At 62.8% G+C, this 23,841-nt stretch carries 26 protein-coding genes and 1 tRNA gene; 9 read left to right on the top strand and 18 right to left on the bottom strand.

The annotated features are described in order from the left end of the window. Positions 1–134: 134 nt before the first annotated feature. The 3 genes from clpA to NKK51_RS12440 form a co-directional block, all read right to left on the bottom strand. On the bottom strand, positions 135–2,603 hold the full coding sequence (gene clpA / locus NKK51_RS12450; protein ID WP_023812949.1) for an ATP-dependent Clp protease ATP-binding subunit ClpA: 2,469 nt from the start codon (positions 2,601–2,603) through the stop codon (positions 135–137). 6 nt (positions 2,604–2,609) lie between these two features. Beyond that, the gene (gene clpS / locus NKK51_RS12445) at positions 2,610–2,939 is read right to left on the bottom strand and encodes an ATP-dependent Clp protease adapter ClpS (RefSeq protein ID WP_023812950.1); all 330 of its coding nucleotides are present in this window, start codon (positions 2,937–2,939) and stop codon (positions 2,610–2,612) included. A gap of 297 nt (positions 2,940–3,236) precedes the next feature. After that, a complete protein-coding gene (locus tag NKK51_RS12440) occupies positions 3,237–3,566 on the bottom strand; it encodes a phasin family protein (RefSeq protein WP_013531776.1) in 330 nt (109 codons plus the stop codon). A 285-nt stretch (positions 3,567–3,851) separates the two neighbouring features. Here NKK51_RS12440 and NKK51_RS12435 point away from each other — a divergent pair, with 285 nt between their 5' ends. Next, positions 3,852–5,261 (top strand): D-alanyl-D-alanine carboxypeptidase, encoded by a 1,410-nt coding sequence (locus tag NKK51_RS12435; protein WP_128303603.1) that lies wholly within the window; start codon positions 3,852–3,854, stop codon positions 5,259–5,261. Positions 5,262–5,307: 46 nt separating this feature from the next. Here the strand turns inward: NKK51_RS12435 and NKK51_RS12430 are convergent, their stop codons facing one another. The 4 genes from NKK51_RS12430 to NKK51_RS12415 form a co-directional block, all read right to left on the bottom strand. Continuing rightward, positions 5,308–6,006, bottom strand: a complete 699-nt coding sequence (locus tag NKK51_RS12430; protein ID WP_023812952.1) for a DnaJ domain-containing protein — start codon at positions 6,004–6,006, stop codon at positions 5,308–5,310. Next, a complete protein-coding gene (locus tag NKK51_RS12425) occupies positions 6,006–6,737 on the bottom strand; it encodes a vWA domain-containing protein (protein ID WP_352553073.1) in 732 nt (243 codons plus the stop codon). The genes NKK51_RS12430 and NKK51_RS12425 overlap by 1 nt, the downstream gene beginning before the upstream one ends. A gap of 83 nt (positions 6,738–6,820) precedes the next feature. Continuing rightward, positions 6,821–7,258 (bottom strand): DUF1489 family protein, encoded by a 438-nt coding sequence (locus NKK51_RS12420; RefSeq protein ID WP_013531780.1) that lies wholly within the window; start codon positions 7,256–7,258, stop codon positions 6,821–6,823. A 76-nt stretch (positions 7,259–7,334) separates the two neighbouring features. After that, positions 7,335–8,738: an L-serine ammonia-lyase gene (locus tag NKK51_RS12415; protein ID WP_023812954.1), complete on the bottom strand. Its 1,404-nt coding sequence runs from the start codon at positions 8,736–8,738 to the stop codon at positions 7,335–7,337. Between the two features lie 180 nt (positions 8,739–8,918). On the opposite strand from NKK51_RS12415, the gene NKK51_RS12410 reads away from it, so the two are divergent. Continuing rightward, entirely contained in the window at positions 8,919–9,632 is a 714-nt protein-coding gene (locus NKK51_RS12410) for a DUF599 domain-containing protein (RefSeq protein WP_027161543.1), read from the top strand. Here the strand turns inward: NKK51_RS12410 and NKK51_RS12405 are convergent. From NKK51_RS12405 to NKK51_RS12380, 6 genes are all read right to left on the bottom strand, one after another. Beyond that, positions 9,611–10,402 (bottom strand): YdcF family protein, encoded by a 792-nt coding sequence (locus NKK51_RS12405; protein WP_352553072.1) that lies wholly within the window; start codon positions 10,400–10,402, stop codon positions 9,611–9,613. The two genes, NKK51_RS12410 and NKK51_RS12405, sit on opposite strands and share 22 nt — an antisense overlap. 124 nt (positions 10,403–10,526) lie before the next feature. Further along, positions 10,527–12,092 carry an amidase gene (locus tag NKK51_RS12400; RefSeq protein ID WP_023812956.1) on the bottom strand — a complete coding sequence of 522 codons (1,566 nt, stop codon included), beginning with the start codon at positions 12,090–12,092 and terminating at the stop codon, positions 10,527–10,529. Next, positions 12,092–12,547 carry a GNAT family N-acetyltransferase gene (locus NKK51_RS12395; protein ID WP_023812957.1) on the bottom strand — a complete coding sequence of 152 codons (456 nt, stop codon included), beginning with the start codon at positions 12,545–12,547 and terminating at the stop codon, positions 12,092–12,094. Before NKK51_RS12395 ends, NKK51_RS12400 begins: the two co-directional genes overlap by 1 nt. An 8-nt stretch (positions 12,548–12,555) precedes the next feature. Then, the gene (gatC, locus tag NKK51_RS12390) at positions 12,556–12,843 is read right to left on the bottom strand and encodes an Asp-tRNA(Asn)/Glu-tRNA(Gln) amidotransferase subunit GatC (protein WP_023812958.1); all 288 of its coding nucleotides are present in this window, start codon (positions 12,841–12,843) and stop codon (positions 12,556–12,558) included. A gap of 118 nt (positions 12,844–12,961) precedes the next feature. Continuing rightward, on the bottom strand, positions 12,962–13,378 hold the full coding sequence (locus tag NKK51_RS12385; protein ID WP_352553071.1) for a hypothetical protein: 417 nt from the start codon (positions 13,376–13,378) through the stop codon (positions 12,962–12,964). 24 nt (positions 13,379–13,402) lie between these two features. Continuing rightward, complete coding sequence (locus NKK51_RS12380; RefSeq protein WP_352553069.1) at positions 13,403–14,110, bottom strand: metal-dependent hydrolase; 708 nt, start codon at positions 14,108–14,110, stop codon at positions 13,403–13,405. 123 nt (positions 14,111–14,233) lie between these two features. Here NKK51_RS12380 and ruvX point away from each other — a divergent pair, with 123 nt between their 5' ends. Beyond that, complete coding sequence (gene ruvX / locus NKK51_RS12375) at positions 14,234–14,740, top strand: Holliday junction resolvase RuvX (protein WP_023812961.1); 507 nt, start codon at positions 14,234–14,236, stop codon at positions 14,738–14,740. Here ruvX and NKK51_RS12370 read toward each other — a convergent pair. The 3 genes from NKK51_RS12370 to NKK51_RS12360 all read right to left on the bottom strand — a co-directional run bounded on the left by NKK51_RS12370 (position 14,658) and on the right by NKK51_RS12360 (position 17,394). Then, positions 14,658–14,999, bottom strand: coding sequence for a DUF6105 family protein (locus NKK51_RS12370; RefSeq protein WP_023812962.1), 342 nt, complete (start codon positions 14,997–14,999; stop codon positions 14,658–14,660). The two genes, ruvX and NKK51_RS12370, sit on opposite strands and share 83 nt — an antisense overlap. Beyond that, positions 14,999–15,568, bottom strand: coding sequence for a hypothetical protein (locus NKK51_RS12365; RefSeq protein ID WP_352553068.1), 570 nt, complete (start codon positions 15,566–15,568; stop codon positions 14,999–15,001). The genes NKK51_RS12370 and NKK51_RS12365 overlap by 1 nt, the downstream gene beginning before the upstream one ends. Before the next feature lie 194 nt (positions 15,569–15,762). Further along, entirely contained in the window at positions 15,763–17,394 is a 1,632-nt protein-coding gene (locus NKK51_RS12360) for a DNA alkylation response protein (protein WP_352553066.1), read from the bottom strand. Between the two features lie 187 nt (positions 17,395–17,581). Here NKK51_RS12360 and NKK51_RS12355 point away from each other — a divergent pair, with 187 nt between their 5' ends. From NKK51_RS12355 to NKK51_RS12335, 5 genes are all read left to right on the top strand, one after another. After that, positions 17,582–18,541 (top strand): aspartate carbamoyltransferase catalytic subunit, encoded by a 960-nt coding sequence (locus NKK51_RS12355; RefSeq protein ID WP_013531794.1) that lies wholly within the window; start codon positions 17,582–17,584, stop codon positions 18,539–18,541. Beyond that, entirely contained in the window at positions 18,538–19,824 is a 1,287-nt protein-coding gene (locus tag NKK51_RS12350; RefSeq protein ID WP_023812965.1) for a dihydroorotase, read from the top strand. The genes NKK51_RS12355 and NKK51_RS12350 overlap by 4 nt, the downstream gene beginning before the upstream one ends. 57 nt (positions 19,825–19,881) lie before the next feature. Next, positions 19,882–20,469: a glycerol-3-phosphate 1-O-acyltransferase PlsY gene (gene plsY / locus NKK51_RS12345; RefSeq protein ID WP_023812966.1), complete on the top strand. Its 588-nt coding sequence runs from the start codon at positions 19,882–19,884 to the stop codon at positions 20,467–20,469. Between the two features lie 17 nt (positions 20,470–20,486). Beyond that, positions 20,487–21,626: a DNA-processing protein DprA gene (dprA, locus tag NKK51_RS12340; RefSeq protein WP_023812967.1), complete on the top strand. Its 1,140-nt coding sequence runs from the start codon at positions 20,487–20,489 to the stop codon at positions 21,624–21,626. Positions 21,627–21,878: 252 nt separating this feature from the next. Next, the gene (locus NKK51_RS12335) at positions 21,879–22,349 is read left to right on the top strand and encodes a nucleoside deaminase (protein WP_352442609.1); all 471 of its coding nucleotides are present in this window, start codon (positions 21,879–21,881) and stop codon (positions 22,347–22,349) included. Positions 22,350–22,412: 63 nt separating this feature from the next. Here the strand turns inward: NKK51_RS12335 and NKK51_RS12330 are convergent. Then, positions 22,413–22,488: transfer RNA gene (locus tag NKK51_RS12330), tRNA-Lys, on the bottom strand. A gap of 258 nt (positions 22,489–22,746) precedes the next feature. Here NKK51_RS12330 and NKK51_RS12325 point away from each other — a divergent pair. Then, a complete protein-coding gene (locus NKK51_RS12325) occupies positions 22,747–23,232 on the top strand; it encodes a BA14K family protein (protein WP_023812969.1) in 486 nt (161 codons plus the stop codon). A 96-nt stretch (positions 23,233–23,328) separates the two neighbouring features. Here NKK51_RS12325 and NKK51_RS12320 read toward each other — a convergent pair whose 3' ends face one another. Next, a complete protein-coding gene (locus NKK51_RS12320; protein ID WP_128303598.1) occupies positions 23,329–23,808 on the bottom strand; it encodes a DUF6882 domain-containing protein in 480 nt (159 codons plus the stop codon). Positions 23,809–23,841 lie beyond the last annotated feature (33 nt).

Here is a 23,841-nt window from a genome sequence, read left to right as displayed (position 1 = left end):
CCGCATCAAACTGAAACTGAAAGGGCTGGCCCCTGTGCAATACAGGAACCAGCCCTTAAACCTACCAACTCAATGAACCGTCCAACTTTATGGGGTCAGTTCATTTCCGGGGCTTTTTTCGACTTTCGTCAAGGTCAGTTCTTTCGGGGCAGTTGCGGCACGAGGCTGCGCTTGCCGCCGTCCTTGCCCTTGGCTTCGGGCTTCTGCGCCACCAGCTTCTTGGCCGCGGGCTTTTTCGTCACGGCCTTTCTGGGCTTCGTTGTTTCTTCCGGCTCTTCCTTCTTCGGCTTCACCGGCGCCTCGTCGGCGAGTGACTCGAGCTTCAGGCCGGTCTCGCCGGTTTCCTTCTTCTCGACGGTGACACGCACCGTGCCGCCCTTCTTGAGCTTGCCGAACAGCACCTCGTCGGCCAACGGCTTTTTGATGTGCTCCTGGATCACACGGCCGAGCGGCCGCGCTCCCATGCGCTCATCATAGCCCTTGTCGGCGAGCCAGGCGATCGCATCCGCCGACAGGTCGAAGGTGACGCCACGCTCGGAAAGCTGGGCCTCGAGCTGCATGACGAACTTCTGCACCACCTGATGAATGACCGGCACCGGCAACGAGCCGAACGGGATGATCGCATCGAGACGGTTGCGGAATTCCGGCGTGAACAGCCGGTTGATCGCCTCGACATCGTCGCCTTCGCGCTTGGTCGAGCCGAAGCCGATCGCCGCGCGCTGCGCATCCGACGCGCCCGCATTGGTGGTCATGATTAGGATCACATTGCGGAAGTCGATCTGCTTGCCATTGTGGTCGGTCAGCTTGCCATGGTCCATAACCTGCAACAGGATGTTGAACAGGTCCGGATGCGCCTTCTCGACCTCATCGAGCAACAGCACGCAATGCGGATGCTGGTCGACGCCGTCCGTCAGAAGACCGCCCTGGTCGAAGCCGACATAGCCGGGAGGAGCGCCGATCAGCCGCGAGACGGTGTGGCGTTCCATATATTCCGACATGTCGAAGCGGATCAGCTCGACGCCGAGCGACGCGGCCAACTGCTTGGCCACTTCGGTCTTGCCGACGCCGGTCGGGCCGGAGAACAGGTAGGAGCCGATCGGCTTCTCCGGTTCGCGCAGGCCGGCACGCGCCAGCTTGATCGCCGAGGTCAACGCGGTGATCGCGGTGTCCTGGCCATAAACGACGCGCTTCAGCTCGATATCGAGACCCTGCAGCACCTTCTCGTCATCGGCCGAAACCGTCTTCGGCGGGATGCGGGCCATGGTGGCGATCGTCGCCTCGATCTCCTTGATGCCGATCGTCTTCTTGCGCTTGGCTTCCGGAACCAGCATCTGCGAGGCGCCGGTCTCGTCGATCACGTCGATCGCCTTGTCCGGCAGCTTGCGGTCGTTGATGTAACGTGCCGACAGCTCCACCGAGGCCTTGATCGCCTCGTTGGTGAACTTCACCTTGTGGAACTCCTCATAATAGGGCTTGAGGCCCTTCATGATCTCGATGGCGTCCGCGATGGTCGGTTCGTTGACGTCGATCTTCTGGAAGCGCCGCACCAAAGCACGGTCCTTCTCGAAGAACTGGCGGAATTCCTTGTAGGTGGTCGAGCCGATGCAGCGGATCGCACCCGATGACAGCGCCGGCTTCAACAGGTTGGACGCATCCATGGCGCCGCCTGAAGTAGCCCCTGCGCCGATGACCGTATGGATCTCGTCGATGAACAGCACGGCACCGGGATAGTCCTCGAGTTCCTTGACGACCTGCTTCAGCCGTTCCTCGAAATCGCCGCGATAGCGCGTGCCGGCGAGCAGCGTGCCCATGTCGAGCGCGAAGATGGTGGCGTTGTGCAGCACTTCGGGAACGTCGCCCTCGACGATGCGCTTGGCCAGACCCTCGGCGATCGCCGTCTTGCCGACGCCGGGATCACCGACATAGAGCGGGTTGTTCTTCGAGCGGCGGCACAGCACCTGAATGGTGCGGTTGATCTCGGACTCGCGGCCGATCAGCGGGTCGATCTTGCCGGCCTTGGCCTTGTTGTTGAGATTGACGCAATAAGCCGTCAGCGCATCCTGCTGCTGCTTCTTCTTGCCGCCTTCCTCTTGTGGCTCGGCGCCGTTCTGGCCGCCCTGCTCGTCATCGGCACCGCGCGGCGAGCGTGTCTCCGATGCGCCCGGACGCTTGGCAATGCCGTGCGAGATGTAGTTGACCGCGTCGTAGCGGGTCATCTGCTGTTCCTGCAGGAAATAGGCGGCATGGCTCTCGCGCTCGGCGAAGATGGCGACGAGGACGTTAGCGCCCGAAACCTCCTCGCGGCCAGACGACTGCACATGGATCACCGCGCGCTGGATGACGCGCTGGAAACCGGCGGTCGGCTTGGAGTCCTCGTCGTAACCGGTGACGAGGTTGTCGAGCTCGGTGTCGATATAGGTGAGAACCGTGTGCTTGAGCTCATCGAGATCGACATTGCAGGCGCGCATGACGGCGGCCGCCTCGGTGTCGTCGATGAGCGCGAGCAGCAGATGTTCTAGGGTTGCATATTCATGGTGCCGCTCATTGGCGAGCGTCAGCGCCTGGTGAAGCGCCTTTTCCAGGCCTTGGGAGAAAGCCGGCATGTTACCTCACTTCTTCTCCATCACGCATTGCAGCGGATGCTGATTCTGTCGGGCGAAATCCATGACCTGGGACACTTTGGTCTCGGCCACCTCGAATGTATAGACCCCGCACTCGCCCACTCCATGATTGTGAACATGAAGCATGATGCGTGTGGCGGCTTCGCGATCCTTCTGGAAAAAACGCTCCAGCACGTGAACCACGAACTCCATCGGAGTGTAGTCGTCGTTGAGGATGAGGACCCGATAAAGGCTGGGCTTTTTGGTCTTGGTTTTGGTGCGCGTGATGACGGCCGTCCCACGGCCGGCCCCATTGCCGTTACCGTCGCCGTCTTGCATCCGCACCACTCGTCTCGTGGCAGTCAAACCGATCGTCACGTATTCCTGCCTCTTTCGATTCCCCATGCGAGTTCGACATGTAGGTGTTCGATGTACGATTTTAAGCCCTTCTGGTTAGCTGACAATATGGCTAGGTCACCAAACTTGGACGATTTTCGCAATCGTGAAGGGGCGCGAGGCTCTGGAACGGAAATTGACACGAAAAAGCCGGGCCGCGTTTCCGTGGCCGGGCTTTTTCTCGGGTTCAAAGGCTGAATCTGGGGTCACGTCAGGCGAAATCAGTTCGCCCGGGCAAAATTACTTTGCCTTGGCAACGATCGATTCGAATGGCTTGTAAGCTTCCTTGGCGAGTTCGGCATAGAGATCGCCGATCTTGGTGGCCTCGGCGACGAACGCCTCATAGGACTGCTTGGCGTAATCCGACTGGATCTCGATCGCCTTTTCCAGCGACTTGGCTGAAAACAGCTTCTCCACCGTGGCGCTGCCGGTTTCAAAACTCTTCTTGGTGTATTCACCAGCTTCGGTGGCAATCGCCTGCGCGCCCTTGGACAGCGACGCAAAGCTCTTCAATCCGGTGTCGGCGAACTCTTTGCCGTATTTGCTGAAGTCCTCATAGGTCTGGGTCATTTCACGATTCCCTTGACGGTTGAAGCGTCCTTCTTCGGGGCGCCCTTGTGCAATGCAAGATAATATATTGTGCGCCGCACAAAAGTCAAGATTTCGCGGGCTTGCGGACCCGCCTGCGCAGCCAATGGCTAAAAATCGAATAAAGAGAGCCACAAGCCCGAAGAAAATGGTGAACGCGGCGGTTACCATAAACGGATTGGTAACGCTGCGCCGGTAGCTTGGCCGGAAGCGAGGCAGGACCCTTTGCCGCCTCCAACGCAACGAAGAAATCCAAGGGAAGTACCAGTGCGTAAGGCGTTGTTGGGCATCGTTTCCAAATCTACCTCCCCTCTCAAAACGATGATGATCATCGCCCTGGCGATGACATTCGTTTTTGGCGACGTTGCCTCGTCGCTGGCGGCCAGGCAGGCGGCCATCGTCGTGGATGCCAAGACCGGCAAAGTGCTCTACTCCGCCGACGCCAACGGCAGGCGCTATCCGGCTTCGCTGACCAAGATGATGACGCTGTATCTGACCTTCGAAGCGATGGCGAAGGGCAAGATCAGCAGGAACACGCCAGTGGTGTTTTCCGCCAAGGCCTCCGCCGAGGCGCCGACGAAACTTGGCGTGAAGCCGGGCGGTTCCGTCACGGTCGAGACCGCGATCCTGTCGATCGTCACCAAGTCGGCGAATGACTCGGCCACCGCGCTCGGCGAAATGCTCGGCGGCAATGAAACCACTTTTGCCCGCATGATGACCGCCAAGGCGCGTGCGCTGGGGATGAACGGCACCGTGTTCCGCAACGCCAATGGCCTGCCCGACCCCGGCCAGTTCACCACCGCGCGCGACATGGCGACGCTCGGCATCGCGCTGCGCGAGCATTTTCCCCAGTATTACGGCTATTTCTCGCAGCGCTCCTTTCTCTATGGGCGCCAGCGCATCAACGGCCACAACCGTCTGCTTGGACGCATCAAGGGCGTCGACGGCATCAAGACTGGCTACACCCGCGCCTCCGGCTTCAACCTCGTCTCATCGGTTTCCGATGGCAATCGCCGCATCGTCGGCGTGGTCATGGGCGGCACCTCGGGCGGCAGCCGCGACAATCAGATGGCCAGCTTGATCAACACCTATCTGCCGAGGGCGTCGACTCGCGGTGGTGGCGATCTGGTCGCCAAGGCCGGTGGCAACAACCCGATCACCGCCCTTGCCAAGGTTCTCCTGCCCAAGCATGACGCTCCGACACCGGACGACAAGCCTGTCATAGCGCAGGACGATGTCACCGTTGCCGAGGACGCCACGGTCGCGGAAGACGATACCGCGCAGGCCGAAGAAGCAGCCCCCGTCGTCAAGACCAGAAAGGTCAAGACCGTCATCGTTTCAGCCCCCCAAGTCGCGACGGCCCAGGTTGTAGCGGCCTATGCCGAGCCGACGCCGGCGGCTGTCGACCCGGTCAACACCGCGTCGGTGCCTTCGGGTTGGGCCATTCAGGTCGCCTCGTCGCCCAAGCAGTCCGAGGCCCAGGCCTTTCTCGACAAGACCACCAAGCAGGCGCCCAAGGTGCTGGCGGACGCTTCCGGTTTCACTGTCGCCTTCGACAAGGATGGCGTCACCTACTACCGCGCCCGCTTCGGTGGCTTCGGTTCGAAGACCGCCGCCTGGAAGGCCTGTACCGCTTTGAAGAAGAAGAACATCGAGTGCTACGCCGTCCAGCAGTAGGACGGCGTGCAAGCCATCTCCCGGAAAAATTCTGCGTCGAAGGAGACTAGTTGTGATTGGAGAGCAAGACGTCCTTGGCTTCGTTAATCCGCGCCGCCAGGAAAGACGTGCCGCCGACATCGGGGTGCAGGCGCTGCATCAGGCGGCGGTGCGCCTTGCGGACATCCGCCGCGGCGGCCCCCGCTTCAAGACCAAGGACCTTGTAGGCCTCCTCCTTAGTCATGGCGCCCGGACCTGGCGCAACACCCAGCCCTTCGCCACCGTTCGTCTCAGCGTTTTTGCGCCAGACGGGAAATCTGCCGTCAAGATACGTCTCTAGCAGCTGTCGGCTCTCCGGATCGCCGGAGAGTTCGCGGTAGAGGTGTTGCAATTCCGCCAGCCCCATCGCGCCAAGCATCTTGCCTTCGTGGCGGCCAGCCAGGACCAGTCCTTCGAGGCCGCCGGTATCGTGATCGAGTTCCATTTCCAATGCCGCTGTGCGCACCGTCGAGCGTTTGCCCGGTGCAAGCCCGGCCGGCTGGCGTTTCATGCGCATGGAACCATACCAGGCAATTGCGCCGGTGAGAATCATGCCGCCGATGCCTTCCCGGCCGACCACAAGCACGGCGACGCCGACAAGTGCCAGAAGAGCCGGCCCGAGCGTTCGCAGCGTGCTCGCCAGTTTCGCCGGCTCGGCACGCAGAAAGATCGTCACTGCGCCGAGGAGCAGCAGAAGCAACGCTCCAAAAGCGATGATCGCGCCCATTATTTTCCGCCGCCCCGCAGATACTCGATCATCAGCCGGTCTTCCGGCCTGCCCCTGGCTTCGAGCGCCTTCAACCCGCCGGTCGCAAACACGGCGACGGCCGAAAGCAGTCCTGCCAGGGTCGCGGCAGCCCGCCGATCAAATCTAAACCAAGCCCCCTTGGACAGCCGTGCAATCTCTTTGAACGCCTTTTCTGCGCCGGAATCATGGCCTTCCTGAAACACGAAGACGGGAACGCCATGAAGGCCGAGGCTGCCGGCCTTTTCGGCCAGATCGTCGATATTCTCTTCCATCGCGTCGCCGATGTAGACCAGCGCATTGACCTTGGCGGCCGCCGTCTGTTTCAACGCATGCGTCAGGACCTTGCCGATCTGGGTGTGGCCGCTACGGCATTCGATCCGCGTCATCAGCTGCTTCAAGGCGTTGGTGTCGCTCACGAAAGCCGACGAACGGCACTCGCCGAGACCACGAAAATAGACCAGTTGCACGCTGAGGGTTCCGGCCTTGCCGACGGCGTCGAACATCTGGCCCTGCAGCGTGCAGGCCAGATCCCAGGTCGGCTGGCGGCTCATTGTTGCGTCGAGAGCTAGGATCAGCCTGCCCGAACCGGTCGCCGACGCAGCAAGTGTCCTCGCCTGACGAATGAAGGCGTCGATCTCGCCGGCGTTGGATTGAGGCTTGATCGGCGCAGGATTGGTCCTCGCGGGCACGGGCTGCTTCTTATCGCTCATGAAAAACAAGATGTGGCGTTGCCACATCGCTTGCAAGCCCCACATCGGGCGGTGCAAAGGGCCAAGCGGTGATGCCACCTGGGTCAGAGCAGACCGAGATCGGCCAGCTCGCGCCTGAGTTTCGGCGGCATCTCGATCAATCCGGCCTTGCCCTTACCCAGATCGAGCGGCGCGTCCGCCGGCTTCAGGTAGCGCCAGCCCTGAAAAGCCCGGCGTGGCTGCCAGTCGGTGCGTACAACCTCGGGGTCGAGTATCAGATGGCAACGGCCTATGCCTTCACTGTCGGTGAACGGCCGGATTTCGGTGATCAACTGGCGGCACTGCACATTGCCTTTGATCACCCAATAGAGCGAACCGCCATCGGTAACCTCGGCGCCGCGCGTCGGCATCATACGGGTGGTGTGATACTGCTCGACCGGCTCACCGGCGCGCCGCCGCTCGTCGAGGCGGAAGGCGATCCACTCTTCGAGATCCTCGACGCTGTCGCAGCCGACACAGAGTTTTATGAGATTGAGAGACATCGCTTAAGGTTAGTCCTGCACGCGAACGCGTCAACGACCGGATCGACTTCTCCACAGTAGCGGTTTAGGCCAGCCTTCAGCACTCCACGACGTTGACTGCAAGCCCGCCAAGGCTGGTTTCCTTGTACTTCTCGTTCATGTCGAGGCCGGTCTGGCGCATGGTCTCGATCGCCGCATCGAGCGGTACGAAATGGATGCCGTCGCCCTTGATGGCCAGTGACGCTGCCGTCACCGCCTTGACCGCGCCCAGCGCATTGCGTTCGATGCACGGCACCTGCACCAGCCCGCCGACCGGATCGCAGGTCATGCCGAGATGATGTTCGAGCGCGATCTCGGCGGCATTCTCGACCTGCTCGGGCGTGCCGCCCATGACGGCGCACAGGCCGGCCGCCGCCATCGCCGACGCGGAGCCTACCTCACCCTGGCAGCCGACCTCGGCGCCCGAGATCGATGCGTTGGTCTTGATGATGCCGCCAACGGCGGCAGCCGTCAGCAGGAAATCACGAATGCTCGGCTGGTCCGCCTCGGGATGGAAATGCAGCCAGTAACGCAGCACCGCCGGCAGCGTGCCGGCAGCGCCATTGGTCGGCGCGGTGACGACGCGGCCGCCGGCGGCATTTTCCTCGTTCACGGCCATGGCGTAGATCGACAGCCAGTCATTGGCGAGCAGGGGATTGGGCTTGTTCTGCTGCCACTGCTCCTGCAGCTTGTCGTGCAGCATGCGGGCACGCCGGCGCACCTTCAACCCGCCCGGCATGATGCCATCCTGCGACAGGCCACGGTCGATGCAGCCCTTCATGGCGCTCCAGATACCGTCGAGGCCGGCGTCGAGCTCCTCGCGCGTCATCTGTGTCTCCTCGTTGACGCGTTTCATGTCGGCGATGGAAAGGCCGCTTTTGCCGGCCATGGCCAGCATCTCGACCGCATTCTTGAACGGATAAGGCACTTTCTTGCCTTCGGTTGTCACCGAACCCTTGGCTTTCATCCGCTGCAGCTCTTCTTCGGAAACCACGAAGCCGCCGCCGATCGAATAATAGATGCGCTTGAGCAGCAGGCGGCCGCCGGAATCATAGGCGTAGAACGCCATGCCGTTGGCGTGACCGGTGAGCGGCGTCTTGCGATCCAGCACCAGATCGGTGGCCGGATCGAAGCGATACGAGGGATGGCCGGGCGGCGAAATGCGCTTTTCGGCGGCGATGCGGCCGGCAATGCCATCGGCCTGGTCGGGATCGACCGTCTGCGGCGTCAGACCGGCAAGGCCGAGCATGACGGCGCGATCACTGCCGTGGCCGATGCCGGTGTAGGCGAGTGACCCGTGCAGGCTCGCACCAAGCCGGTCAACCTTGACGCCCGCCGGACGCGGCCAGTCATTTCCCGCGACCTCGTCGAGAAACCGCGCAGCGGCGGTCATCGGCCCCATCGTGTGCGAACTCGAGGGTCCTATGCCGATCTTGAACAGGTCGAAAACCGAAAGGAACACGCGGCGTAGTCTCCTGGCGTCAGGTCGAGGACTATATATAGGAATTCCCACGATGTTTCCGCTCTTTTGGAAATCGCGGCGCTGCACCCGCCGACCTTGTTTGCTCCGGCAGCGACATTGGTGCCTTATCGCTGTAGGCGGACATCGAAGCGATCGCGCTGAATGTGCTAAATTCAGGCCATGGGCGATTCCCTCGATCTTTCGACAGCCGATCTCGCGGCGCTGGCCTTCTTCCTCGTCGCGTGGCTGCTGCACACGTTCGCCTCCGACGGCAAGCTGGTCAGCCGCATGTCGCTGACGACGGCGATGAATGCACAGCGGCAAGCCTGGATGCGGACCATGGCCGAGCGCGAGATCCGCATCGTCGACACCGCCATCATGAGCGGGCTGCAGCAAGGCACCGCCTTCTTCGCCTCCAGCTCGCTGATCGCCATCGGCGGCTGTTTTGCCCTGCTCGGCGCATCCGACCGGGTTCTTGAAGTGCTCAGCGATCTGCCCCTGGGTGGCGCGCCGTCGCGCGCGGCCTTCCAGATAAAGGTGTTCGGGCTGGTGCTGATCCTGGCGTTTTCGTTCTTCAAGTTCGGCTGGGCGTACCGGCTGTTCAACTATTGCACGATCCTGATCGGCGCCGTGCCGATCCCGCATGGCGAAGCCTCACGCAATCCGGTCACCGAAACGGCGGTGTGGCGTGCGGCGCAAATGAACATGCTGGCCGGAAAGCACTTCAACTCCGGCCTGCGCGGCGTGTTCTTCTCGATCGGTTATCTCGGCTGGTTCGTCGACCCAATGGTGTTCGTGTTGTCGACGCTGTTGCTGCTGGCCGTTCTGGTGCGGCGCCAGTTCTTCTCGGCCGCCAGGCAGGCGGTGATCGGTCAGCCGCCTGGAAAAGGCTGATCGATCCGGCCTGACAGCCAGTAGGCAAAAAGCCCGATCCATTCGCGGATGGCCATGGTGGCGGCCTGCAGCGAATCGGCTGGATTGTCGCGGAACAGGCCGATGCCTTCTTTGCCCGAGGTGCGATAGTCGACCGGCCAGGGAACAGTCGCAAAGCCAGCCTTGTCGAACAGCGCCTTGGCGCGCGGCATATGGAAGGCCGAAGTCACCAGCAGCCAGGTCTCGCCGGGCTTCGGCGTTAGCAACTCCTTGGTGAAGACCGCGTTCTCATAGGTGTTGCGGGACTTGTTCTCCAGGATCAGACGATCGGCGGCCACGCCAAGCGCGGTGAGCAGGCGCGGCGCGGTTGCGGCATCGCCCTCGCCATCGAGAAACAACGCGCCGGTGCCGCCGGAGACGACCACCTTGGCGGTAGGAAAGCGCCGGGCCAGAACTGCGGTCTCGACCATCCGATCTCCGCTGCTGTTCAACTCATAGCCGCCGCGCGCCAGATTGATGGCGCCCTCGAAGCCGCCGCCGAGCACGACGATGCCGTCGACCTTTGCCGGCAGCGGCGGGCGCGCGAAGCGCTCTTCCAGCGGATTGAGCATCATGGCGCCGAGCGACGTCCACGCTGACAGCGCAAGGACCAGAAATGCCAGCACGCTGCCGGTAGCCGCCAGCCGCCGGCGCCCGATCATGGCCGCGAGCAATCCCGCCAGCAGCAGAAAGATCGCCAGGTTCAGCGGCTGGATGAAGAACCAAAAGATCTTGGACAGGTAGAAGAACATCGCTCACCCCATTGCAGCGCCGCGCGGGCGTGCGCGCTCAAAGGACGCTAACACTTTGCTTTTGCGCAGGATCCTTCCGAAAATCGATTCGACTTTCAGGGCATGCGCTAGACGAGCGACGTCCCTACCACCACTTCTCCGGCTGGAACGTGCCTGCGGCCTGCTCGATGACGGCAGCGGTCTGGAACAGGGTTTCCTCATCGAACGGCCGGCCGATCAGCTGCAGGCCGAGCGGCAGGCCCTTGGCGTCGAGCCCGGCGGGCACAGCGATGCCCGGCAGGCCCGCCATGTTCACAGTGACGGTGAAGATGTCGTTCAGGTACATCTTGACCGGATCGGCAGCCATGTCCTCGTCGGCGATGCCGAAGGCGGCGGACGGCGTTGCCGGGGTCAGGATGACATCGACGCCGGCGGCGAAGACAGTCTCGAAATCCCGCTTGATCAGATTGCGCACCTTCTGCGCCTGCAGATAGTAGGCGTCGTAATAGCCGGCCGACAGCACATAGGTGCCGATCATGATGCGGCGCTTGACCTCGCGGCCGAAACCCGCGGCGCGGGTCTTCTCATACATGTCGACGATATCCTTGCCCGGCACGCGCAAGCCGTAGCGGACGCCATCATAGCGGGCGAGGTTGGACGAAGCCTCGGCCGGCGCCACGATGTAATAGGCGGGCAGCGCGTATTTCGTATGCGGCAGGGAAATGTCGACGATCTCGGCGCCGGCGTCCTTCAGCCAGGCAATGCCCTTCTGCCACAGCGCTTCGATCTCTTCGGGCATGCCGTCGACGCGGTATTCCCTGGGAATGCCGACCTTCATGCCCTTGATCGGCTTGCCGATCACCGCCTCATAATCCGGCACCGGCCGGTCGACCGACGTCGTGTCCTTCGGATCGACAGAGGCCATCGATTTCAACAGGATCGCGGCATCGCGTACGTCGCGCGCGATCGGGCCGGCCTGGTCGAGCGACGAGGCGAACGCGACGATACCCCAGCGTGAGCAGCGGCCATAGGTCGGCTTGATGCCGACCGTCCCGGTGAAGGCGGCCGGCTGGCGGATCGAGCCGCCAGTGTCCGTCGCGGTCGCGCCGGCGCACAGGAAGGCGGAGACTGCCGTGGCCGACCCGCCAGAAGAGCCACCCGGCACCAACTGCGCATTGTCCAGGCTGCGCACGGTCCTCGTGCCGCCGGCCGAAACGAAGCCGCCGTCGCCCTGATGCGTCGTGGGCATCACCGCAGTATCGAGGCGCGAGCGCCGCCACGGATTGATGACCGGGCCATAGTAGGACGTCTCGTTGGACGAGCCCATGGCGAACTCGTCCATGTTGAGTTTGCCGAGCATAACGGCGCCGTCGGCCCACAGATTTGACGTAACGGTCGATTCGTAGCGCGGCTTGAACCCGTCGAGCACATGGCTGCAAGCCTGCGTGTGGACGCCTTCGGTGCCGAACAGGTCCTTGATCCCCAACGGAATGCCTTCCAGCGCACCGCCCTCGCCCTTGACCAGCCTGGCGTCGGACGCCTTGGCCATGTCGCGCGCCTTGTCGCCGGTCACGGCGACATAGGCATTGAGCGCCGGATTGGCGCGCTCGATAGCGCCGAGATAGGCCTCGGTGATCTCGGTCGCGGTGATTTCCTTGTCGCGCAGCTTGGCGCGGGCCTGTGAAATCGTCAGCTGGGTCAGGTCGCTCATCAAAGGCTCTTTTCGTAAAACACCGACCACTCAGAATCGGGATAATCCAGCACCGGGCCGCAGCGCGAAAACCCGGCGCGTTCGTAGACTGTCCACGCCGCGGGATGACGATCGCCCGTCTCCAGCACCAGGCGCTTCAGCCCCTCGTTGCGCGCCAGCGATTCGACCCGCTCAACGATTTTCGCGCCGATCTTCTGCCCGCGATGCGACGGCCTGATATACATGCGCTTGACCTCGCCAATGGCGCCGTCATGACGCTTCAGCGCGCCGCAGCCAATGGCCAGGCCATTATCGCGGGCGATGAAAACCGTCGTGTCCTCACCGGCCATCTGCTCGACCGTCAAATGGTAGCAATGCTCCGGCGGCGTCAGTTCGAGCAAGGTCTCGTTGAGTTCCGTGACCAGCCTGCGCACGTCGTCCTGGAGCGGCTTCTCAATGGCGATCTCGATTGCCATCGGCCGGTTTACTCCACGACCTTCGGCACGAGGAAGAAATTCTCTTCGGTCGCCGGCGCGTTAGCGACGATGTCGGCGGCCTTGCCGCCGTCGGTGACGACATCGCTGCGCTTCTTCATGTCCATCGGCGTTACCGAGGTCATTGGTTCGACACCGGAAACATCGACCTCGTTCAGCTGCTCGACGAAGCCCAGAATGGCGTTCAGCTCCCCGGTCATCCGTTCGGCATCTTCTTCGCTCACCGCGATGCGGGCGAGATGCGCGACGCGCTTCACTGTCTGAAGATCTACGGACATGTTTTTGCCTCGGGGAAAACCAGTTCGGGCTATAGCGGCGCCGCGCGCGCTGCGCAACATGCATCGTGCGAGAGACCAGGCTGTGCCGGCGGCCCGCTCGTGGGCCCTCAGAATACGTCTATGGCAGAGCAACGCCTTCGCACAGATAGTAGCTGCCGCTGTTGCCGCTTGCTTCGCTTTCGTCGTCGACGGGCCGAACCGACACGAGATCGATCTGCTTGGCGTTCATTTGCGTCACGGAGAGAACGTCGGGAAAGACATAACCCGGTTCCTGGCAGATGGCCGTCACCGCCCAGCTCGGCGAAGCCGTGGCCTTGCTGATCTGCAGAAACTCGCAATTGTATTCGACGCTCTGCAGGCCGTGCGCCGAAAGCACGATGTTGCCTGCGTCGATCAGCGTTTGCAGCGTGTCCTTTTTGGCCTGTTTGCAAAGCTCCTCGGATTGCAGGTAGACGCCCTCGATGAAATCATCCGCGGCGAGCGCGGGCGACGCCGCGACCAACATCGATACACAAAGAGATTTCCTCAAAGCCATGGTCTTATTCCGCTTTCGCCACGCCTAGATCGTAATCGTCTCACCGATATCAGGCAATGCCACCGTCACGCCGGACCCTTCCATGCCGGCCTCGAACTTGTCGGCGGTCGGATCGATCATCGGAAACGTGCCGAAGTGACAGGGAACCACGGTATCGAATTTGAAGAAGCGCCGGCAGGCAAGTGCAGCCACCGCGCCGCCCATGGTGAAACGGTCGCCGATCGGCACGATGCCGATCTTCGGTTCATGCAACTCGTTGATCAGCGCCATGTCGGAGAAGATGTCGGTGTCGCCCATGTGATAGAGCGTCTTGTCTTCCGGGAAATGCAGGACGAGGCCGCCCGGATTGCCGAGATAGGTGTTCTGGCCGCCCTCGCCGGGGAACGAGGATGAGTGCAGCGCCTGGACAAAAGTGGTGGTGAAGCTGCCGCAATCGACGGTGCCGCCGATGTTGCCCGGGTTGATCTTCTTGTCGCTGACACCCTTGCCGACCAGATACATGCAGATCTCGAAATTGGCGACCAATTGGGCGCCGCTTTTGCCGAGCACTTCCACGGCGCCGCTGATGTGGTCGCTATGGCCATGCGTCAGCAGCACATGCGTGATCCCCTCGGCCGGTCCCTCCCAGCCGCCCGTCCAGGACGGATTGCCGATCAGATAGGGATCGATGAGGATCTTGGCATCAGCGGTCTCGATGCGAAAGGCCGAGTGGCCGTACCAGGTCAGTTTCATGAATGCATTCCTCGATTTTTATCTTGCCAAAGGATAGAACGCCGACGGCCCGGAGATCAAAGGGTTACTGTGTCCGCCACGCGTTTGACAAAACACGTGGTGGTGAAAGGCGAAGGACGGCCGGTGGGCATTATCACGATCGAGGAATTGCCGGCGCGGCTAACCGGCGGCAAGACGCTGGCGGGGCTTGACCTCGGCGACAAGACGATCGGCGTCGCGGTCTCGGACCAGAGGTTTTCCTTCGCCCATCCGCGCCCGGTCATCATGCGAAGGAAATTCTCGCTCGATGCGGCGGTGCTGCTCGCCTTGCTGCGGAAGGAGAATGCCGGCGCGGTGGTGATCGGGCTGCCGATCAATATGGACGGTTCGGAAGGTCCGCGTGCGCAGAAATCGCGCGCCTTCGTCCGCAACATGGCCCAGATGAGCGACCTACCGTTCGTGCTCTGGGATGAGAGACTATCGACGGTCGCGGCCGAAAGGACGCTGATCGAGATGGATTTCTCGCGCCGCAAACGCGCCGGCAAGATCGATTCGGCGGCAGCCGCGTTTATTCTGCAGGGAGTTTTGGACCGGCTTCAGTCGCTCCACGCATCCGCTCGAACGGAACCGGACCCGCCCAGCGCTGTCTGACCCAGCCGGCGATTTCGCGGCGACGGCGGAAGGCCCAAAGCGCCATCAGCAGCAACCCGTCGAAGACGCACGTCTTCGCCACCATGCCGGGAATGATCGCCGGGTCGATGCCGAGCATCTGACCATAGAGCTGGAAGAAGAAGTCGTGCATCTGTCGGCTGAGCATCGTGTAGCCGAAATTGATGTCATTGGCCGACAGATAGAACCAGCCCCAGAAAATCGCCATCGGCGCCGCCCAAAATCCGAAGATGTAGCGCATCAGCGGCCTCCCCTGGGATTGGAGCCGGTCTTGGAGACCGTTCGGCCTGATATGAGTGAAAGCAGCGAATTGTGGGCCGCGGCTTTTGCCATGCCATGCGCGACGGCATGGATCTCGCTTTCGCCGGAAGCCGCTGCCGCAACCACGGACCGCCGCTCGGCAAGCATGGCGACATAGGACGCCAGAAGTGCCGCCAGTTGCACGGCGACTGCCATGAACAGCCCGTTGATGCCTTGCGCGGCGCCACCGACGACGATCAGCGACAACACGCCGGACGCGCATATGAAGGCGATGCGGGCGACGCTGTCGGCGCCCGCGCTGGTCGCGTCGTTGACCAGGGCTTCGACAAAGGCCCAGAAAAACAGAACCGCGACGACAAGCAATGCGGTGGCGAGCGGCGCCACGACGACGAAATTGTCGAGGTCGACGAAGCGGGTACCCTCGATTGTGGCACCCAGCACGCCGAGCGCCGCCGCCACACCCCGGTTTCCGTCGATGCAGATGAGCGCAAGCAGGGCGAAAACAATCGCCCAGTGCAAGGCCAGAAAAGAGGTCAGTACCTGTCGCATCGGCGTTCCTGCTTCGCAGAGCAAGAGACGGCCAATCTGAACCATTCCCTGCTTGTACTGGGACAGTGGGCCTTGCCGTCCGCCATCGCAACGGAAACCATTTGTTAAGGTTAACGGCGATTAGCCATACGCGTGAGGATGCCCGCCAACGCGTCAAAACTGTGGATGGCGCCGTTTTTTGCGACGCTCACGGCTCAGTTCACCGGCGGATAGAGCGTGTCGATGATCATGCGTGCATCGTGGCGCGAATCGATCATGCCATAGGTGTTGCGCCATTGGCCGGCCAAACGCGTCTCGACGAAAGCGTCGGCGATCCGCCCTGCCCCCAGGCGGCGCAATTCCGCCGCCGCAGCCGACAGCGCCAGCTGCTCGGTCAGCAGCCGGGCAGAACCTTCGTCGGTTGAAGCAACCTGCATCGCCGCCTTCAGCACGCCGATCGTGCCGCGTCCGCCGGCGCCGAGATCACGGTCGATGCCGGCCAGCACATCCTCGAACAGGCCGGGCGCACGGCCGAGCACGCGCAGCACATCAAGCGCCATGACATTGCCCGAGCCTTCCCAGATCGCGTTGACCGGGGCCTCGCGATAGTAGCGGGCGAGTGGCGCCTCCTCGACATAGCCATTGCCGCCGAGGCACTCCATAGCCTCATAGAGCAAAGGCGGCGCGATCTTGCAGACCCAGTATTTGACGACCGGCGTCATGGCCCGAGCAAACGCCGCCTCGCCGCGATCGCTGGCCGCCTCGTCGAAGGAGCGCGCCAACCGGAACGACAGCGCGGTGGCGGCGGCGACATCGAGCGCCATGTCGGCCAGAACGCGCTGCATCAACGGCTGCTCGATCAGGGTCGAACCGAACACTTGGCGATGGCGGGCGTGGTGAACGGCCTCGGCCAGGCCCGCGCGCATGATCGCCGACGATGCGATGGCACAATCGAGCCGGGTCAGGGTGACCATGTCCATGATCGTTTTTACACCGGCACCGGGTTCGCCGACCATCTCGCCGATGGCATTGACGAATTCGACTTCGGAGGAGGCGTTCGAACGATTGCCGAGCTTGTCCTTCAGCCGCTGAAAGCGGAAGCCGTTGCCCGAACCGTCACCGAGAACGCGCGGCACGAGGAAGCACGATAGTCCCTCAGGCGCCTGCGCCAGCACCAGGAAGGCATCCGACATCGGCGCCGACATGAACCATTTGTGCCCGTTCAGACGATAAAAACCGCTGCCGGCGCGTTCCGCCCTCGTCACATTGGCGCGCACATCGGTGCCGCCCTGTTTCTCGGTCATGCCCATGCCGAGGGTCAGCCCGGTCTTCTCGACCGGCGGCTTTTGGCTCTGGTCGTATTTGCGCGTCGTCACGCGCGGCGCCCATTCGCGAAACAGTTTCGGGCTGGCCATCAAGGCCGCCAGCGAAGCGTTGGTCATGGTGATGGGGCACAGATGCCCGGTCTCGAGCTCAGCCGTCAGATAAAACCGGGCGGCGCGGACCTGATGGCGGCGGCCGATCTCGGTGTCGCCGTTTTCCCACACCGAGGAATGCAGCCCGTTGGCCACAGAGCGGCGCATCAAGGCATGATAGGCGGGATGGAACTCGACCACGTCGATGCGCCGTCCCTGGCGATCATGCGTCCTGAGCTTCGGCGTCTCGACATTGGCGAGGCGCGCCAATTCCTGCGCCTCCTGCGTCAGCACAAAGCGGCCGAGACCATCGAGTTCCCGGCGCACCGGATCGGAAAAACGCTCCGCGAGCTGGATCAGCAACGGATCGCCCCGCCAGGCGTTGCCGCCCGTCAGCGGCGGCGGCTGGTTCGTCACGTCGGTCACGCCCAATCCTTCTATCGTCAGAAAGCCACGAATCCGGGGCTGTCGGCTAGATATAGCCAAGCCATGCAGCGCGCGCGATGAAAATACCGGCCGATACAATCGGCTATCTACACGAAAAAATTGAGGAGAACGGCTACAATGCAAAGCTGGCGCTTGCAGCCGCAAAGTCTCCACCCTATAGCAGCGCCTTGAGATGACCGACGCTTCGTCCCCCTATCCTCATCGCCATCTTCTGGGCATCCGCGACCTTTCCCCCGCCGATATCGAGCTGTTGCTCGACAGGGCGGACCGGGCGGTCGCGATCTCGCGGCAGTCGGAGAAGAAAACCTCGACGCTGCGCGGTCGCACACAGATCAACCTCTTCTATGAAGCCTCGACGCGCACACAGTCGTCGTTCGAGCTTGCCGGAAAGCGGCTCGGCGCCGATGTCATGAACATGTCGGTGGCAAGCTCTTCGGTGAAGAAGGGCGAAACGCTCATCGACACGGCGATGACGCTGAACGCCATGCGGCCCGACATCCTGATCATCCGCCACCAATCGGCCGGTGCTGCCGCGCTTCTGGCGCAGAAGGTCGGCTGCTCCGTCGTCAACGCCGGCGACGGCGCGCATGAACACCCGACACAGGCGCTGCTCGATGCGCTGACCATTCGTCGCGCCAAGGGTCCGCTGTCGAAGCTCATCGTGGCAATCTGCGGCGACATCCTGCATTCGCGCGTGGCGCGTTCCAACATCATGCTGCTCAATGCGCTCGGCGCGCAGGTGCGCGTCGTCGCACCGTCGACGCTGCTGCCCACCGGCATCGAGAAAATGGGCGTCATCGTCACCCGCTCGATGGCCGAGGGCCTCAAGGACGCCGATGTGGTGATGATGCTGCGCCTGCAGCGCGAGCGCATGGAGGGCGCCTTCGTGCCTTCGGTGCGCGAATATTTCCGCTATTTCGGCCTCGATGCGGAAAAACTGAAGGCCGCCAAGGACGACGCGCTGGTGATGCACCCCGGGCCGATGAACCGCGGCGTCGAGATCGCCTCGGAAATCGCCGACGGTCCGCAAAGCGTCATCCAGGAACAAGTTGAAATGGGCGTCGCCGTGCGCATGGCGGTGATGGAAGCGCTTCTTGACCCGCGCCGTAATCAAGAGGGCCGCGGCGCATGAGCATAACGGTCTTTGAGCGCGCCCGCATTATCGACCCCTCGCGCGGCATCGATGAAGTCGGCGCCGTCTTCGTCGATGGCCGCAAGATCGTAGCCGCCGGCAAAGCAGCGCTGAACCAGGGCGCGCCCGAGGGCGCCACCGTTATCGACTGCGCCGGCAAGGCGATCATTCCAGGCCTGATCGACGGCCGTGTCTTCATCGGCGAACCGGGCGGCGAGCATCGCGAGACCATTGCGTCGGCAAGTGTCGCGGCGGCGGCCGGCGGCGTCACATCCATCGTCATGATGCCCGATACCGATCCGGTGATCGACAATGTGGCGCTGGTCGAATTCGTGCTGCGCACCGCCAAGGACACGGCCATCGTCAACGTCTTTCCGGCTGCGGCGATCACCAAGGGCCTCGACGGGCGCGAAATGACCGAGTTCGGCCTGCTGCGCGAAGCCGGCGCCGTCGCCTTCACCGATGGCCGTCACACCATATCGAGCGCGCTGGTGATGCGCCGCGCGCTGACCTATGCGCGCGACTTCGGCGCCACCATCGTGCATGAGACGCAGGATGCGGACCTCGGTTCATCCGGCGTGATGAATGAAGGCCTCTACGCCAGTTGGCTCGGCCTCTCCGGCGTTCCGCGCGAAGCCGAATCCATCCCGCTGGAGCGCGATCTGGCCTTGGCCCGGCTGACGCGTGGTTCGTACCATGCAGCAAAGATCTCGACGGCGATGGCGGCAAACGCCATAACGCGTGCGAAAGCCGACGGCGCGACGGTGACGTCAGGCGTGGCGATCCACAATCTGTCGCTGAATGAAAACGATGTCGGCGAATACCGCACCTTCTTCCGCCTGACGCCACCTTTGCGCGCCGAGGAAGACCGGTTGGCGATGATCGAGGCGGTCAGGGACGGCACGATCGACATCATCGTCTCCTCGCATGATCCGCAGGATGTCGACACCAAGCGCCTGCCCTTCGCCGATGCGGCGGCCGGCGCCATAGGGTTGGAGACGCTTCTGGGCGCCGCACTGCGGCTCTACCACAATGGCGATGTGCCGTTGCTGCGGCTGATAGAAACCCTGTCCACCGCTCCCGCAAAACTGTTCGGCCTGCCCGGCGGCACGCTGAAGCCGGGCGCTGTCGCCGATCTTGCGCTTGTCGACCTCGACGGACCCTGGATCGTCAGCGAAAGCGGCATTCGTTCGCGGTCGAAAAACACCTGTTTCGAAGGCGCGCGACTGCAAGGCAAGGTCTTGCAAACGCTGATTGCGGGCCGCACAGTGTTTTCCGCCTGAACCGGCCACGGCGCACCGCGCCTGATCCGGCCGAACTGGGGAAATGCGGGGGAAACAATGATTTACAGCCTCATCCCAGCGCTCGTGTTCGGCTATTTGCTTGGCTCGATTCCGTTCGGGCTCCTGCTCACTCGCGCCGCTGGCCTTGGCGATGTGCGCAAGATCGGCTCCGGCAATATCGGCGCCACCAACGTTCTGCGCACCGGCAACAAGGGCCTTGCCGCCGCGACGCTGCTACTCGACGCGCTGAAGGGCACGGCCGCCGTGCTGATAGCAGGCCATTTCGCGCCTGACCTGGCGATCTGGGCCGGTCTCGGCGCCTTTCTCGGTCATCTCTTCCCGGTCTGGCTCGGTTTCAAGGGCGGCAAGGGCGTCGCCACCTATCTCGGTGTGCTGATCGGCCTTGCCTGGCAGGTGGCGCTGATCTTCGCCGTCGCCTGGCTGGTGATGGCATTCCTCTTCCGGTATTCCTCGCTTGCGGCGCTGACAGCGGCGGTCATCGTGCCGATCGCCCTCTATGTGCTGAGCACACCACAGAATGCGGCCTTGTTCGTGGTGATGAGCATCATCGTTTTCATCAAGCACCGGGAAAACATTTCGCGCCTGCTTACCGGCACCGAGGGCAAGATCGGAGCCAAGGGGTGAGCGAGCCTGCCGCCGTGGTGAGTGGGCCGGCCGCCGGGCCGCGGCTCAGCGACCGGCAGCGGCTGAGCTGGCTGCGGCTGATCCGCACCCAGAATGTCGGCCCCGCATCCTTTCGCGACCTCATCAACCGTTTCGGTTCGGCCGAGGTGGCGCTGGAGATATTGCCGGAACTGATGATTTCGGGCGGCGCCATCCGGATCGCTCGCATCCCTTCCGTTGCCGAAGCCGAGGCGGAACTGGAACTAGCCGGAAAGGCCGGCGCCCGCTTTGTCGGGATCGGTGAGACAGACTACCCACCCCTGTTGCGCAACATGGACCATCCGCCGCCCCTGCTGGCGGTAAAGGGCAACGCAGCTGTTTTCCGGCTGCCGGGTGTCGCCATCGTCGGGGCACGCAACGCGTCGCTGGCCGGCATCAAGATGGCACGCATGCTGGCGGCCGACCTCGGCCGCGACGGCTACGCAATCGTCTCCGGCCTGGCGCGCGGCATCGACACCGCGGCGCATCAGGGCAGTCTTGCGACCGGCACGATCGGCGTCCTGGCTGGCGGTCTCGACCTGCCTTACCCGCCTGAAAATGCCGGCCTGTGCGAGGAAATCGCCGAGCGTGGCGCCATCATTTCGGAGATGCCGTTCGGCTGGCAGCCGCGCGCCCAGGATTTTCCGCGCCGCAACCGCCTTGTTGCGGGTGCGGTCCTTGGGCTGGTGGTGGTCGAGGCAGCGCAACGCTCCGGCTCCCTGATCAGCGCCAGGCTTGCCGGCGAAATGGGCCGGCTGGTCTTTGCCGTGCCGGGCTCACCGCTCGATCCACGCGCCGCCGGTACCAACGGCCTGCTCAAGGATGGTGCCACCCTGGTCACCGAGGCATCGGATATTTCCAGGGCGATCGCCCCGCTGACCGGCATGCGGGCGCCCGACGTGCCGCCGTTCGAAGAGCCGCCCGACTTCTCGGCCACACCACCGCCCGGCGAAAGCGACCGCGCCCGCGTCATCGAGGCGCTCGGCCCGACGCCAGTGGCGGTCGACGAGATCATCCGCCACACCGGCCTGCACCCGGCCCAGGTCTTCATGGTGCTGCTGGAACTCGACCTCGCCGGCCGGCTCGAACGCCACGCCGGCGCCAATGTTTCGCTGGTGTTCGGGGAGCCTTCGGTCTGACGCTGTTCGCATTTTCGCGCCGCCGAACTCCTTCGAGAAGCTCGGCGAGGATGGCCTTTTCAGCCGGCTTTCCGCTTTGCCGCGCCTGTGCTCATCTGTTCGACGCCAAGACCGGCCGGCGGATTGTAGGGCAAAGGTCTGATATCCCGAGGCAAAGGTCTCAAGCAAAAGTTGGCTCTTGCCACTCGCGTCCGTTGGCACCAATCTCGCTCAGCCGCTCATCGGTGGATGTCGGCATGACAGGATCTTGCCATGACACGCGATCAGATGCTCGCCCACCTTCGATCCGCCGACGCGGTCGCGCGCGAGGCGGCGGCGCATGGGCATCATCCGTTTGGTTGCGTGCTGGTCGGGCCGGACGATCGGGTGCTGATGCGGCAAGGCAATCTCGACACGGTGCGCCACGCCGAGACGGAGCTCGCCCGGCGCGCCGCGGCAGCCTACGAGCCGGAGTTCTTATGGCAATGCACGCTGGTCTCAACCGGTGAGCCCTGCGCGATGTGCACCGGAACGCTCTACTGGGCGAATATCGGCCGGCTGGTCTACGGCTTCGAGGAGACCGAGCTGCTGGCGCTCACCGGGGATCACGCAGAGAATCCGACGATGAGCCTCTCTTCGCGCACCGTCCTCGACTCTGGCCAGAAAAAGATCGAGGTCTTTGGCCCCTTCCCAGAAATCGCCGACGAGATGCTCGCACCGCACCGCGATTTCTGGAAGCGCTGACGGCTTCGAGCCAGTTGTGGTGTGCCCTTCCCGAGAGATGGGTGACAGTTTATCGCGTGGATTTGGTGAGCGCGATGGGATTCGAACCCATGACCTACTGATTAAAAGTCAGTTGCTCTACCGGCTGAGCTACGCGCTCCCGCGGGCGAAAGGCGGCCCTCGAAATTGCGCGGAACATAGGGAGAGTGCCTCGACCGGTCAACCGGAAAAAGAGGGCTCGCAAACACGGGCGGCTTCGCCCTGTCGCGACACTTGCCAGCCGCGCCATCGGTGGGAGAACAGCCAAGGGAACACTGGCATTTCTGCCCGACAGCGGCATCCAGTCTGGGGAACAATTGTATGCGCCGCTCGTTTTCCCGGCACAGGGACGTCCGCCAAACTATCGAGGAGAAGACCAATGAACAGAATCACAACGAGCCTGCTGGCGGCCACTCTCTCCGTCACATTCGTTGCGGCGGAGGCGGTGTCCGTTAATGCCCAACCGAACTATGTGCCGCAATCCCAGGTCGCGGTGCCGGATGTGCAGACAGTCCAGTACCGGGAGTGGCGTAAGGACCGCCACAATCGCAATTTTTCGCGTGACCGCAGTTTTTCGCGTGACCGCAATTTTTCCCGCAATCGCGGCGCATATTGGAACGGCCATCGCGGCTATCGCGAATATCGCCCCGGCTACCGTCGTCACGGCGATTATTGGTTCCCGCTTGCCGCCTTCGCTACTGGCGCGCTGATTACCGGCGCAATCATCAACAACGAAAACAACCGCGTCTACGGAGGCAACGCCCACGTCCAATGGTGCTACGACCGCTATCGCAGCTACCGTGCTTCGGACAACACGTTCCAGCCGAATTACGGCCCTCGCAAGGAGTGCCGTTCGCCTTACTGATCAAGGCGCGTTTAAGTAGCTGAGATGCGTTAGTGGAGCTCGCGCCGGCAACGGCGCGGGCTTTTGATCCTTTGGACGGAAGACGAACAGTTGCCGTCAGCTTGCCCAGTTGATGCTCTTGAGCATCAGATAAAAGCCACCGCCGTCCTCTCTGCTGGGACAACGATAGATACCCAACCCATTGCAGATACGGGCCATCACCGCACTGAGTTCCCAACCAACCACTTCCAGCGCATTGTCCGCATCCGTCGCATAGGCTTGGGCCAGTTCGTCGATGCCATTCTGCTCTCCGAAGGATCGGACTAGCTTTGCATCGCTGAGGAGCTCGCTGGGCAGGCTGGAATTTGCCCAAGCCCACAGCCAGTTTCCGGCCTCCGTGCTCGTTGAGCCGACAATCTGGATTTCGGTGACGACCTTGGCGACCCCGTCTTGCGAGAACAGAAGCGTTCCGGCCGTCAGGTCATAGTCATAGCGCAACCAGCTACCGAGGTGGAGATCTTTTTTCAAGCGTGCATTCTTGGCCTTCAGCTGTTCGATAGCCTCGTCGCGCCAAGCAGGATACCAGTCTGGCTGCATTCCTCGCGCCCCATCACCCGCCACTGATGGCTG

It is taken from the genome of Mesorhizobium sp. M0011 (assembly GCF_040324155.1).
Classification (GTDB): Bacteria; Pseudomonadota; Alphaproteobacteria; order Rhizobiales; family Rhizobiaceae; genus Mesorhizobium.
The sequence above is the reverse complement of the archived record's forward strand: the minus strand, read 5'-3'. Positions and strand labels throughout refer to the sequence as shown.